14 protein-coding genes are annotated in these 11,941 nt (G+C 62.9%); 5 read left to right on the top strand and 9 right to left on the bottom strand.

The features are described from left to right. Positions 1-206 (bottom strand): chorismate synthase (locus tag EN949_RS26705; RefSeq protein WP_127371828.1); only part of this gene is annotated, 206 nt, incomplete at its 3' end. Between the two features lie 179 nt (positions 207-385). On the opposite strand from EN949_RS26705, the gene EN949_RS26700 reads away from it, so the two are divergent. After that, positions 386-646, top strand: coding sequence for a DUF1344 domain-containing protein (locus EN949_RS26700; RefSeq protein ID WP_013532801.1), 261 nt, complete (start codon positions 386-388; stop codon positions 644-646). A 169-nt stretch (positions 647-815) separates the two neighbouring features. Here the strand turns inward: EN949_RS26700 and EN949_RS26695 are convergent, their stop codons facing one another. From EN949_RS26695 to EN949_RS26680, 4 genes are all read right to left on the bottom strand, one after another. Beyond that, positions 816-1,403 (bottom strand): histidine phosphatase family protein, encoded by a 588-nt coding sequence (locus EN949_RS26695; RefSeq protein WP_127366792.1) that lies wholly within the window; start codon positions 1,401-1,403, stop codon positions 816-818. Positions 1,404-1,447: 44 nt separating this feature from the next. Further along, positions 1,448-2,266 carry an enoyl-ACP reductase FabI gene (gene fabI, locus EN949_RS26690; protein WP_063167666.1) on the bottom strand — a complete coding sequence of 273 codons (819 nt, stop codon included), beginning with the start codon at positions 2,264-2,266 and terminating at the stop codon, positions 1,448-1,450. A 106-nt stretch (positions 2,267-2,372) separates the two neighbouring features. Continuing rightward, the gene (locus EN949_RS26685) at positions 2,373-3,302 is read right to left on the bottom strand and encodes a J domain-containing protein (protein ID WP_127366791.1); all 930 of its coding nucleotides are present in this window, start codon (positions 3,300-3,302) and stop codon (positions 2,373-2,375) included. A 100-nt stretch (positions 3,303-3,402) separates the two neighbouring features. Then, positions 3,403-3,864: an RT0821/Lpp0805 family surface protein gene (locus tag EN949_RS26680; protein ID WP_013532805.1), complete on the bottom strand. Its 462-nt coding sequence runs from the start codon at positions 3,862-3,864 to the stop codon at positions 3,403-3,405. A 72-nt stretch (positions 3,865-3,936) separates the two neighbouring features. On the opposite strand from EN949_RS26680, the gene pdxH reads away from it, so the two are divergent. After that, positions 3,937-4,554: a pyridoxamine 5'-phosphate oxidase gene (gene pdxH, locus EN949_RS26675; RefSeq protein WP_013532806.1), complete on the top strand. Its 618-nt coding sequence runs from the start codon at positions 3,937-3,939 to the stop codon at positions 4,552-4,554. A 9-nt stretch (positions 4,555-4,563) separates the two neighbouring features. On the opposite strand, the gene EN949_RS26670 is transcribed toward pdxH, so the two are convergent. Continuing rightward, entirely contained in the window at positions 4,564-5,316 is a 753-nt protein-coding gene (locus EN949_RS26670) for a crotonase/enoyl-CoA hydratase family protein (protein WP_127366790.1), read from the bottom strand. Positions 5,317-5,335: 19 nt separating this feature from the next. Further along, complete coding sequence (locus EN949_RS26665) at positions 5,336-7,105, bottom strand: acyl-CoA dehydrogenase (RefSeq protein ID WP_127371506.1); 1,770 nt, start codon at positions 7,103-7,105, stop codon at positions 5,336-5,338. Positions 7,106-7,316: 211 nt separating this feature from the next. Here EN949_RS26665 and EN949_RS26660 point away from each other — a divergent pair, with 211 nt between their 5' ends. After that, complete coding sequence (locus EN949_RS26660) at positions 7,317-7,535, top strand: hypothetical protein (protein ID WP_013532811.1); 219 nt, start codon at positions 7,317-7,319, stop codon at positions 7,533-7,535. A gap of 246 nt (positions 7,536-7,781) precedes the next feature. Beyond that, positions 7,782-8,891, top strand: coding sequence for a glycoside hydrolase family 25 protein (locus EN949_RS26655; protein ID WP_164754944.1), 1,110 nt, complete (start codon positions 7,782-7,784; stop codon positions 8,889-8,891). 13 nt (positions 8,892-8,904) lie between these two features. Here the strand turns inward: EN949_RS26655 and purD are convergent, their stop codons facing one another. Next, positions 8,905-10,182 carry a phosphoribosylamine--glycine ligase gene (gene purD / locus EN949_RS26650; protein WP_127370976.1) on the bottom strand — a complete coding sequence of 426 codons (1,278 nt, stop codon included), beginning with the start codon at positions 10,180-10,182 and terminating at the stop codon, positions 8,905-8,907. Positions 10,183-10,459: 277 nt separating this feature from the next. Next, on the bottom strand, positions 10,460-11,275 hold the full coding sequence (locus tag EN949_RS26645; RefSeq protein ID WP_127367451.1) for a phytanoyl-CoA dioxygenase family protein: 816 nt from the start codon (positions 11,273-11,275) through the stop codon (positions 10,460-10,462). A gap of 89 nt (positions 11,276-11,364) precedes the next feature. On the opposite strand from EN949_RS26645, the gene EN949_RS26640 reads away from it, so the two are divergent. Next, a partial coding sequence (locus EN949_RS26640) for a LysR family transcriptional regulator (protein WP_164782552.1) occupies positions 11,365-11,941 on the top strand: 577 nt, incomplete at its 3' end.

The following is an 11,941-nucleotide window of genomic DNA, read 5'->3' as shown; positions in this document are numbered from 1 at the left end:
GACAGCACCTTCACTTCATCTGGTTCGCGACGCTGCGTCACGAAACGTGACTGTCCCGGCCGGCGCTTGTCGAGTTCGGCCTGGATCTCGTCGCGCGTAAAGCGGATGCCGGGCGGACAGCCGTCGACCACGCAGCCGAGCGACGGGCCATGGCTTTCGCCCCAGGTGGTAACGCGGAAAAGGTGGCCGAACGTGTTGTGAGACATGAAATGACCCTGCCCGGCATCGGAGCCGGCTGAAGATTGCGTTCTATTGGCGTTTTTCACAGGGGTCAAACTGTGATCTGGCGGATTTAGTTTTGACACATTCGGTTGGTTTCTGCTCTGCTCCATCCGCTGTTGAACAGCCCGCCGCCATGCCGGTGCAATGATAAAGAGGAACGATTATGCGTACCCTGATTAGCGCCGTTGCCGCCACGCTGCTGCTTTCCACCGCCGCTTTCGCCGGCCAGACCGAAGGCCTGATCAAGAAGATCGACAAGGACACGGCGACGCTGACGCTGGATGACGGCAAGTCCTATAAGCTGAACGCAGAGACCGATCTCGACGCGCTGAAGCCGGGCATGGACATCGTTATCGCCTACGATGTGACCAATGGCGAAAACGTCATCACCGACATGGAACTGCCGGACAGCTCAGCCAACTAGAGCTTCCAACCTCAATTGAATGCAGCGTTTGCGGTTCAGCTTTCGCCGAGCCGCCTGCGAAATGGCCTAGAGCGTGTCGCGTCTGAACGGATTTCAGGCGACCCGCTTTAGGTCTTTGTTTTATGCATGTCGTTCTCCCAAAACCGGGGCCACTTTTGGGCGACATGCATCAAAGCCACTCCAGACTCTTGCCTTCGAGCTTGAGCAGGCGATCCTGCGGCATTTCCAGGTTCGCTGCCTCGTCCTCGGCCAATCCCAGAACGAAACGAAACAAGGTGCGCATGACGCCGCCATGGGTCACGCATATCGTCTGGCGTTCAATCGCGTCGAAGCATGGCCTCACCCGTTCGAGCAGCATCTGATAGCTCTCGGCGCCTTCGCCGGGCGGCTGGAAGTTCCACTTGTCCAGAGCACGCGTCCCGCTTGCTCCGGGATACCGGGTCTCCAGCTCGGGAAAGGTAAATCCCTGCCAATCGCCGAAATTGACCTCGACGAGGCGCGGATCGGTTCGATAGGCATCCGGATCCAGCTTCATCGCGGCGCGAATACGCTGCATCGTTTCGCGCGTCCGTTTCATCGGACTGGCGACGAAGTCGAATTCCCAGGGATCTGGAACCAACGCAGCTAGCCGAAGCCCGTTGCCGGTCGCCTGTTCGCGGCCAAGAGCATTGAGATCGGTGTCAGCCTGCCCCTGAAGCCGCATTTCGGCGTTCCACGCGGTCTGGCCGTGGCGCGCGATATAAACCAGCGGGTACATCAGGTCTTCCGGTGCGGATCGGGACGGACGACGGTTGGGGGGTGCTAGTCCTTGACCGTCGAAATATCAGGCGCGTCGACCGCCTTCATGCCGACGACGTGGTAGCCCGAATCGACGTGGTGCACTTCACCGGTGACGCCGCGCGACAGGTCGGACAGGAAATAGACGCCGGAATCGCCGACTTCCTCCTGCGTCACCGTCTGCTTCAGCGGCGAATTGTACTCGTTCCACTTCAGGATGTAGCGGAAATCGCCGATGCCGGAAGCGGCAAGGGTCTTGATCGGGCCGGCCGAAATGGCGTTGACGCGGATCTTCTTGGCGCCGAGATCGACCGCCAGGTAGCGCACGCTGGCCTCGAGCGCCGCCTTGGCGACACCCATGACGTTGTAGTGCGGCATGACCTTTTCGGCGCCGTAGTAGGTCAGCGTCAGCAGTGAGCCGCCATCGGTCATCAGCGCCTCGGCGCGCTTGGCGATGGTGGTGAAGGAATAGACCGAAATGTCCATTGTGCGCAGGAAATTGTCGCGTGACGTCTCGACATAGCGGCCAGTCAGCTCATCCTTGTCGGAGAAGGCAATGGCGTGGACGAGGAAATCAAGCTTGCCCCAATGTCTGGCGACATTGGCGAAAACCTCATCCAGGCTCGCCGGATCGGTGACGTCGCAATGGCCGGCGACAAAGGCGCCCAGTTCCGCCGCCAGCGGCTCGACACGCTTCTTGAACGCCTCGCCCTGATAGGTCAGCGCTATCTCGGCGCCATGATCGACGCAGGCCTTGGCAATGCCATAAGCGATCGACCTATTGTTGGCGACGCCAAGAATGAGGCCGCGCTTGCCGGCCATTAGGCCCTGTCCACCCGCCATGTGAGCGCTCTCCGCAAGATTTCAGCTTTGTGGGTTGCCCTATCGCACAGGCACAGAGCCCCTTCAAGCGCTCAAAACGGACAGTTCAGGGGACAAAAGCCGCCGATCAGCCTTTTTGGCTGCGCAACAGCGCTTCGAGTGCGCTATCACCGCCTTCCGGCAGCATGATACGCACATGAGCGTAGAGATCGCCGTGACCGCCGGCCTTTTCCGGCAGGCCTCTGCCCTTCAGCCGCAGGACCTTGTCGGAGCTCGACCAGGCCGGAATGTTGACGGCGAGCCTGCCGGTCGGCGTCTCGACAGGCACCTTGGCGCCGAGCACGGCATCCGCCAGTGCCACCGGCAGATCGGCGTGCAGGTCGCGGCCTTCGATGCGGTAGCGTGGATGCCGGCGCAGATGGATCTTGACCAGCGCGTCGCCTGGCTGGCCCGGCCCCTGCTCGCCTTGGCCCTTGAGGCGGATGGTCTGGCCATCCTCGACATAGGCCGGCAGCTTGACCGCCACCTTGCGGCCGTCGGGGAACATCGCCGTCACCTTTTCAGCGGTCGCCGCTTCCTCGATGGTGACGTCGAGCGTCACGTTCAGATCGGCAGCGGTCGTCTGCTGGCGGCGATCGCCCATGCCGGGACCGCGCGCGCCGGAGAAAGTGTCGCCAAAAATCTGGCTGAAGATGTCGCTGTTGCCGTCGAACGGATCGCCACCGGGTCGACCGGAGCGGAACTCGAACCGCGAGCCGCCCGGACCTTGCTGCCGGCGAAAGCCGCCAAACGGATCGCCGCCACCGGCAGCGCCCTCAAAGCCCTGGAATCGCGGCTTGCCGTCGGCGTCGATCTCGCCGCGATCGAAAGCGGCGCGATTCTTTTCGTCGCCGACGATCTCGTAGGCCTGGTTGGCTGCGGCAAAACGGTCCTTCGCCTTTGGATCATTCGGATTCTGGTCCGGATGATGCTTTTTGGCGAGTTTCCGGTACGCCGACTTTATGTCTTTGGCCGATGCGTTCCTGGCAACGCCCAGCACCTCATAGGGGTCGCGCATGCTTACTGCCCTGGAGAAGAGTTGAGTCTCTGGTTGCCTCTTATATGCGCTCCCATAGGAAGAAATTCCAGTGCTGGAGCCGCATATCAGACGCGGAAAATCAGAGCGCCTTGAAGTCCTGCATGCGCCAGCCGCCGGCGCTGGCCAGGCACAGTTCGCCTTCGAACATGGCAACGCCGTCAAAGCTTTCGCGCGAGGCCTTGAAGCGGCGGCAGGTCTGGCCGTTGTCCTTCAATTCCGCCAGATCGGTGATGGAACCGCGCGAGCCGGTACCGGCATTGGCCCATGGGACGGCCTGCCCGCCGAGTTGCTCGATGTCGGCCGAGGAGACTGCATTGCCGATCGTCGTCTGGTCGGAGTCGCGATCCAGACTGGCCGGCGCGGCCGAGGCCGATGTGCTGCTGGTCAGGATCGAGCGGTCGACTTCGGCTTTTTCCAGGCTGAAGCCGCCGGCGCCACAAGCGGCAAGCGGCAAGGCGACCGCCACGATCGCGGCTTTCGCGCTGGCCGAAGCGATAACGCTCCATTGCCTGCTGTCAAAAGCTTGCGCGATAAGCGACAATCGGCAGCCTCCCCCTTGCTTCGTTAAGAATCTTGGCTTTGTAAGAATCTTCGTGACAATTTGAGAAAAACTATGAGTGACACTGAGTTAACAAGCGGTGACTTTACCGAGGCTGCCGAGCCGTTTCGCCTGTTTGCCGCATGGCTGGACGACGCCACGAAAAGCGAGCCGAACGACCCCAACGGCGTGGCTCTGGCGACCGTCGATACCGACGGCATGCCGGATGTGCGCATGGTTTTGCTCAAGGGGTTCGATGAAAGCGGGTTTGTCTTCTACACGAATTTCGAGAGCGCCAAGGGCCAGGAGATTCTTGGCAGCATGAAGGCGGCGATGTGTTTCCATTGGAAATCACTGCGCCGCCAGGTACGCATTCGCGGACCGGTGGAGATCGTCAGCGACGCCGAAGCCGACGCCTACTATGCGACACGGCCGCGCGGCAGCCGCATCGGCGCATGGGCCTCGAAACAATCGCGGCCGCTGGAAAGCCGCTTTGCGCTGGAGAAGGCAGTGGCCGAATACACGGCACGCTATCCGATCGGCGAGATCCCGCGGCCAAAGCACTGGTCCGGCTTCCGAATCGTGCCCACGACAATCGAGTTCTGGCACGACAGGCCGTTCCGCCTGCACGACCGGCTCGTCTTCAGCCGCAACGCGAAAGGCGCCTGGGACAAGACGAGGCTTTATCCCTGAAGAAGAGGCTCAGGCCTTCTTTCTCGTCATGAACGCGGTGAGCGCGGCGCGCGCCTCATCGGACTTCAGGCGCTCGCGAAAATGCTCGCTTTCCTCGCCGATGCGGGCGAGGAGATCATCGCGCGAGCCGCGCATCAGGTCGCGCGCGATCTTCAGCGCCTGCGGCGGCTTGGCCGCGATCTGGCCGGCGGCCGCCAGCACCGAGGCCTCCAGTGCTGCTTCCTCGACCACCTCGTAGATCAGGCCGGCGGCCTTCGCCCGTTCAGCCGAAAAGCCCTCGCCGAGGCCGAGCAGCGCGAAAGCGCCTTGCTGGCCCAGTATGCGCGGCGCCAAAAGGCTCGATCCCGCCTCAGGCACCAGGCCAAGGTCGACGAAAGGCGTCCTGAACACGGTGCGTGGCGTGGCGAAGGTCAGGTCGCAATGCAGGTTGAGCGTCGTGCCGATGCCGACCGCGATGCCGTCGACGCCGGAGACCATGGGTTTCTCAACCTTGGCCAGCGCCATCAGGAAGTCCCAGACTTCGGTGCCGCCGTCACCGCCGGTGGCGATGACCATGAAGTCGGCAAGGTCGTTGCCTGAGGAGAAGGCGCCGGGCACGCCGAGAAAGACATGGACGCGGATCTCCGGGTCGGCGTCGCCTTCGGCCAGGGTTTTTGACATTTTCGCATACATGGCGCGCGTCAGCGCGTTCTTCTTGTCCGGCCGGTTCATGCGGATGATCTGGATGGCGCCCTGGCGCTCGACGAGGATATGGTCTGTCACGGTTCTTTCCTTGTGAACGTCAGGCGGAAATCAGCGTTTTTCCGGCAGCGGCGAGGCTTTCGGCGCCATCGATGACGCGCGCCCGCAAAGCGCTGACCTCGCCGAGCAGGTTTTCGGCGAAGAAGCGGCAAAGGGGAATACGGCCTTGATCGGCAAGAGCGCCGCGCGCCAGATAGGCGCCGCCGGCGGCAAGCGAGATCAGCCTGAGATAGGGCGTCGCGCCCGCCAGCGCCTCGTCCGCCCGGCCTTCGGCCGCCAGTTTCTGCAGGAAGCGGGTCGCTTCGCCGAGATCGCCAAGTGCCGCGTCGAGAGCGTCGGCGGTGCGGCCGAAACCCTGCAGGTTCGAGGTCCGCACCGCTGCGGCCATATCAGCCAGTTCGGCGATGTAACCATGCACATGGTTGCCGCCGCCGAGCGGCAGCTTGCGCATCACCAGATCGATCGCCTGGATGCCGTTGGTGCCCTCGTAGATCGGTGCGATGCGCGCGTCGCGATAAAAGGCGGCCGCTCCCGTCTCCTCGATGAAGCCCATGCCGCCATGAACCTGGAGGCCGAGTGAGGCAACCTCGACGCCGATATCGGTCGAGAAGGCCTTTGCCAGCGGCGTCAGCAGATTGGCGCGGTCGCGCCAGTGTGCCGCCTCGTCACCGGCGGAGACACGGGCCATGTCGATGGCGTGGGCACAGGAATAGCTGATGGCGCGCGCGGTCTGGGTCAGCGCCTTCATGGTCAGCAGGTTACGCTGGACATCGGGGTGATGGACGATAGGCGCCATACCCGTGCCAGTGTAGCTCGCGGCCTTGCCCTGCCGGCGTTCATTGGCATAGGCGATCGCCTTCTGCGTTGCGGCTTCCGCGACCGCTACCCCCTGCATGCCGACACAAAGCCGCGCATTGTTCATCATCGTGAACATGCAGGCGAGGCCCTTGTTCTCCTCGCCGATCAGCCAGCCGATAGCGCCGGGCTTGGCGCCCTGGAAACCGTCGCCATAGATCATGGTGCAGGTCGGCGAGGCGTGGATGCCGAGCTTGTGCTCAAGTCCGGAACAAAAGACATCGTTGCGGGCGCCGAGCGCGCCATCGTCGCCGACCAGGAATTTCGGCACCAGGAACAGCGATACGCCGCGCGTGCCGGCCGGCGCATCGGGCAGCCGCGCCAGCACCAGATGGATGATGTTGTCGGTGAAGTCGTGCTCGCCATAGGTGATGAAGATTTTCTGGCCGAAGATGCGGTAGCTGCCGTCACCCACCGGCTCCGCGCGGGCGCGCAAGGCGGCGAGGTCCGAACCGGCTTGCGGCTCGGTCAGGTTCATCGTGCCCATCCACTCGCCGGAGACGAGCTTTTCGAGATACTTTGCCTTGAGGTCTGTGGAGGCGTGTTTGTCGAGCGCTTCGACAGCGCCCATGGTCAGCGTCGGGCCGATGCCGAAGGCCATCGCGGCGGAGTTCCACATTTCGAGCGCGGCAACGCCAAGCATGGTCGGCAGCGCCTGGCCGCCATAGGCCTCAGGCCCGGAGAGCGCGTTCCAGCCGCCATCGATCCAGCGGCGATAGAGCTCCTTCCAGCCGGGCGGCGTGGTGACCGCGGCGCCCTTCAGCACGGCACCTTGCTGATCGCCGATCTTGTACAGCGGTGCGACCTCTTCGGTGGCGAAGCGGCCGGCCTCGCCAAGAACGGCATCGACCAGATCCTCGCCGAGATCGCCGAACCTGCCCGCATCAAGCGCCGGCTTCATCCCAGCCACGTGCTTGAGCGTGAACGCGATATCCTCGACCGGTGCCCGATACATGCCGCTCACTCCTCCTGATGCATCGGCCCAGATCCTAAGGCCCAGCGCTGCCGCAAACCATCCCGCCCTTTGGGCAGTCTCCCATCTTCTTTTTACGTAAACGTCAAATTTTGTCACGCGGATTTTGCAATCGCGGCAGCGCGTATTAAATTCAACCGACGCCGGATCAAATCAATCGGCAATCGATCAAAACCACGCACCGGATTATCCCATGCTTGCCAGACCCGACGCCTATCGCTGCATCGAATGCGGCCTGCCCTATCGAGCGGAGGGGTTCTGCTACCATGGCGGCAGACTGGACCACGGGGCCGCCTACTGGTCGGATCGCGGCATATTATGCTCGCCGCAATGCTCACTCGCCCACCACCGCAAACGCGCCGCCGAGGGCACGCTGCGGCAAGAGCCGGCTCCGGACCCGTTTGAATTCTAGCAGCTGATGCGTCGCCAGCTTTTCTGAAGTCAGCCCCGAAAGTACTTCCTTAACCATAGCCGTTCAGGATTTGTCTTTGATCAACGGGGATTCCCTGTTTTGAAAAGGACGGCGCGCCTCCTTCGCCGCTTGAAGAGTGTCGTGCCGACGCCCTTCAAGCCATTGTTTCCTCCGCATGTCGTTGCCCCAAAACCGCTGCACACTTTTGGGCGACATGCGCTGGCGCTTCTCGCCTTGGCGGCGACGATGGCGCTGTCCACGGCGGCAAAGGCTTCGGATTTTTCCGAACCCTGGAAGAACGCCGACCGCGCTTTGGTGGTCGATGCCTACGAATACAATTCCATCGATTGGGCCCAACTCGCCACCGACAAGCGGGTCGTCGGCTTCATCAACAAGGCCTCCGACGGCATGCCGCCGCCCTATTTCTGCCTGGGCAACGACATTGAGGTGAAGCTTTGCAAGGCGCTGTGGAAACGCCATGCGGTGACGCGCGAACTGTTCCAGACGCGCCGGGTGGTGGCCAAGGCACTCGGCCTGAAATGGGGCGCCTATCACCTTGCCCGCCCGGGCAATCCGGTCGAACAGGCCAACAATTTCCTCGATTTCGCCGAGCCTGCGCCCGACGATCTCATGGCTCTCGACATCGAGGGCAATGATCCCTCGCAATGGATGTCGCTCGACGATGCCGAGGAGTTCGTCCGCCAGGTGCATCGGCGCATCGGCCGTTTCCCGGTGCTGTACACCAACGGCAAGACCGCCCAGTACATTGCCGACAACAGCTACCGATACCGGCTCCTGTCGCGGCTGCCGCTCTGGTATGCCCGCTATAAGTCCGACATCGACGTGCATTTTCCGATGGGCAACTGGCAAGGCTACGCACTGTGGCAGTTTTCGGCGCAAGCCAATTGCGGCCGTTTCCGCTGCCCTTACAGGGTTGCCGGCACGCCTAACGACATAGACGTGAATGTCGCGCCGACCGACGCCGCCACGCTGCGCTCGCAATGGCCGTTCGGCGGGCTTATCGACGTGCCGCCGGACTATCTCGCCTCCATACCGCTACCGGTTTCACGCGAGGCCGGCCTCGCCGGCAATGTCACCATCACCTATGCGTCTGTGGCCGCGCCGCCGACTTTCGAGGACATGGTCGCAGCGTTGGGCACACGCTGGTCCCGTTTCCGCGACGGCTTCCGCATGCCGGTCGTGAAGACGGTGCCCCGGAGACCGAGTTTCGGCATTGTCCAATATGTCGCCTGGAAGCGGACCGAGCGGCGTTCGCCCGCACAACTCGACGCTGCGTTTGCCGCTGCCGATCCGCTCAGCACCGCTTCGACCGAACTCGACCGCGGCCAGCGGTAAGCCAACGCGGACTTCAGTTTCCCTGTTCGCGCGCCACCGCCTGCCAGCCGATATCGCGGCGGCAGAAACCGTCCGGCCAGCCGATGCGGTCGAGCGCGGCATAGGCTCGTTTCTGCGCCTCGCCGACCGTGCTTCCCGTCGCCGTGACGTTGAGGACGCGGCCGCCATTGGCAACCAGCGCGCCGCCATTGATGGCGGTACCGGCATGGAATATCTGGACGCCGTCGCCCGCCGCATCTTCGACGCCGCGGATGACCGAGCCCTTTTCCGGCGTGCCGGGATAGCCTCTCGCCGCCATCACCACGGTCAATGCCGCCTCGTCGCGCCAGCGCACCGAAGTATGTGCCAGCTGGCCGTCGGTTGCCGCGTTGAGCAGGACCAGCAGATCATCCTTCAGCCGCATCATCAGCACCTGGCATTCCGGATCGCCGAAGCGGGTGTTGTATTCTATCAGTCTTGGCCCCTTGTCGGTGATCATCAGCCCGGCAAACAGCACGCCGGAGAAAGGCGCGCCCAGTTCGGCCATGCCGCGCATGGTCGGCTCGATGATCTCACGCATGGTGCGCTCGACCAGTTCCGGCGTCATCACCGGTGCCGGCGAATAGGCCCCCATGCCGCCAGTGTTCGGACCGGTGTCGCCGTCGCCGACGCGCTTGTGATCCTGCGCGGTGCCGAAGGGCAGTGCGGTGGTACCGTCGCAGAGGCAGAAGAAGCTCGCCTCCTCGCCGGTCATGAATTCCTCGACCACAACTTCCGCGCCGGCGGCGCCGAAGGAACCATCGAAGCAGGCATCGAGTGCTGCCTGTGCTTCACTGAGCGTCATGGCGACGGTGACGCCCTTGCCGGCAGCGAGCCCGTCGGCCTTGATGACGATCGGCGCCCCGGTCTTTTCGACATAGGCTTTGGCCGAGGCCAGGTCACTGAAACGGCCATAGGCGGCGGTCGGGATGTTGTAGCGGGCGCAGAGGTCCTTGGTGAAACCTTTCGAGCCTTCCAGCTGTGCCGCTGCCTTGGAGGGACCGAAGACGCGGATATTTTCGGCGCGCAGATCGTCGGCAATGCCGGCGACCAGCGGGCCTTCCGGACCGACCACGACGAGGTCGATTTTTTTCTCCCGGCAGAATGCGGTGACCGCGGCGTGATCGGCGATGTCGAGCTTGACCAGTTCGGCCTCGCCGCCAATGCCCGGATTGCCGGGGGCGGCATAAAGCTTCGTCAGCAGCGGCGACGCGGCGATCTTCCAGGCGAGCGCATGTTCGCGGCCGCCGGAGCCCAGAAGAAGAACGTTCATGGCCACCTCTTGATGCCGAATTCTGCTCTGGCGGCCATCTGATGGCGTTTTCTGCGCTTCCCGTTCTACTGCGTGCAGTAGAACTGAGCTCACGGACCAAATGTCCGCTCCGCTACGGTTCTCGAAACCACCACCATATGACTCGCCAGAGCGAATTTCGAAACAGTCTCTTGGAGACCCGCTATTGCTCTCCGGGCGACGGGTCAAGGCATCAGGGTGTTTAGATCGCAATTGCGCACGGGAACGTTATCCCCGCCGCCAATTTTCTGGCGATTCGCTAGGCGGAGAAAACCACCGGAAACCAGTCCTCGCGCAATCTCTGCCCCGGCTGCATGCCATGGCCGTGATAGGGCGGCGAGGTACGGCCCGGCCGCTCGACATAGCGCGCATCGTCACCGACCCAGCGCAGCGACAGCGCCCGGCGCCGCGCCGCGGTCATATTGCCACGCGCGCCATGCGCGGTCCTGAAGTCGAACAGGATGGCGTCGCCCGGCTCCATTTCCCATTCGAGCACCTTCATCGACGGATCCTTGTCGGGATCGGGCACCGGCAGATAGTCGCCCTCGCCGGCATAGAAATTGCTATCGTCGAGCCAGCGCACCGGCAGGATCATCTTGTCCCATTTGTGCGAGCCGGCGATCAGCCGCAGCGTCGCCTCTTTCACCGGGTCGATGGGTATCCAGAAGCTCACCGTCTGCTGGCCATCGACGAAATAGTAGGGGATGTCCTGATGCCAGGGCGTCGGCTTCTGCGTGCCGGGTTCCTTCACCAGCACATGATCATGGAAGAACTGCGCGGTGCGCGACTGCATCACCGCCGCCGCCAGTTCGGCGGCGGGTGAGTCCCGTACCAGGCTGACGAATTCGGGGATGCGCTCCCAGTTGCAGTAGTCATCGAAGAAACTACCGCGACCGTTGGCTATGTCGGATGCGGTGGCGCTGCGGTTCTGCATATTGCGTTCGATGCCGGCGGCAATCGTGTCGACCCAGCCCTTGAAGGCGCCGCGAATGCAAACAGCGCCGTCACGCTGATAGTCGGCAATCGTGGACGCGCCGATCCTGGTGGCGTCGAGGGTGGCAGTCCGGGAAGCCATGGCGTTCTCCTCTTGGAATAAAGCCACTATCGCAACAGTCAGTCATTCGGTAAAATAATAACTTTCGATCTGACATATAGAGTGCCCCTATGAGTGTGACTCTCACGCAGCTGCGCTATCTGGTTGCCGTGGCGCGTCACGGCAGCGTCACCGGCGCGGCAAAGATGCTGAACGTCTCTCAGCCGTCGATCTCGGTGGCCATCGACGCGGTCGAAAAGAATTTCGGCCAGAAACTGTTCGTCCGCCAGCGGGGAAGCGGCGTGTCGCCGACATCGTTCGGCCGCGCCGTCGTGGCCAAGGCAAGGCAGGTTCTCACCGAAACGGAGGAACTCATCGGCCTGGGTTCAAGCAAATCGGCTGTCAGCGGCGAGTTGGTGTTGGGATGCTTCGAGGATCTGGCGCCTTTCTTCGCGCCGGCTTTGATCCGCGCCTTCTCCGAACGCTATCCGGCCGTCAAGATCGTCGTTCGCGACGAGACGTTCGAGACGCTGGGTCGACGGCTGGGTGACGCGGCCATCGATCTCGGCCTGACTTATGATCTCAGCCTGCCGACGCATTTCGCCCGCATCCTGCTGCGTGAACTTCGCCCGCACGCGCTGTTGCCGGCAGGCCATGCCCTGGCGGATCGCCCGTCGGTCAGCCTTGCCGATCTGGCCGCCTATCCGC

The sequence above is a fragment of the Mesorhizobium sp. M7A.F.Ca.US.007.01.2.1 genome (assembly GCF_003998165.1).
Lineage (GTDB): Bacteria > Pseudomonadota > Alphaproteobacteria > Rhizobiales > Rhizobiaceae > Mesorhizobium > Mesorhizobium ciceri.
The sequence above is the reverse complement of the archived record's forward strand: the minus strand, read 5'-3'. Positions and strand labels throughout refer to the sequence as shown.

Coding starts and splice junctions, on each gene's coding strand:
- EN949_RS26700 (WP_013532801.1), top strand. CDS start 386: ATGCGTACCCTGATTAGCGCCGTTGCCGCCACGCTGCTGCTTTCCACC.
- EN949_RS26695 (WP_127366792.1), bottom strand. CDS start 1,403: ATGTACCCGCTGGTTTATATCGCGCGCCACGGCCAGACCGCGTGGAAC.
- fabI (WP_063167666.1), bottom strand. CDS start 2,266: ATGGCGGGTGGACAGGGCCTAATGGCCGGCAAGCGCGGCCTCATTCTT.
- EN949_RS26685 (WP_127366791.1), bottom strand. CDS start 3,302: ATGCGCGACCCCTATGAGGTGCTGGGCGTTGCCAGGAACGCATCGGCC.
- pdxH (WP_013532806.1), top strand. CDS start 3,937: ATGAGTGACACTGAGTTAACAAGCGGTGACTTTACCGAGGCTGCCGAG.
- EN949_RS26665 (WP_127371506.1), bottom strand. CDS start 7,105: ATGTATCGGGCACCGGTCGAGGATATCGCGTTCACGCTCAAGCACGTG.
- EN949_RS26660 (WP_013532811.1), top strand. CDS start 7,317: ATGCTTGCCAGACCCGACGCCTATCGCTGCATCGAATGCGGCCTGCCC.
- EN949_RS26655 (WP_164754944.1), top strand. CDS start 7,782: ATGGCGCTGTCCACGGCGGCAAAGGCTTCGGATTTTTCCGAACCCTGG.
- purD (WP_127370976.1), bottom strand. CDS start 10,182: ATGAACGTTCTTCTTCTGGGCTCCGGCGGCCGCGAACATGCGCTCGCC.
- EN949_RS26645 (WP_127367451.1), bottom strand. CDS start 11,275: ATGGCTTCCCGGACTGCCACCCTCGACGCCACCAGGATCGGCGCGTCC.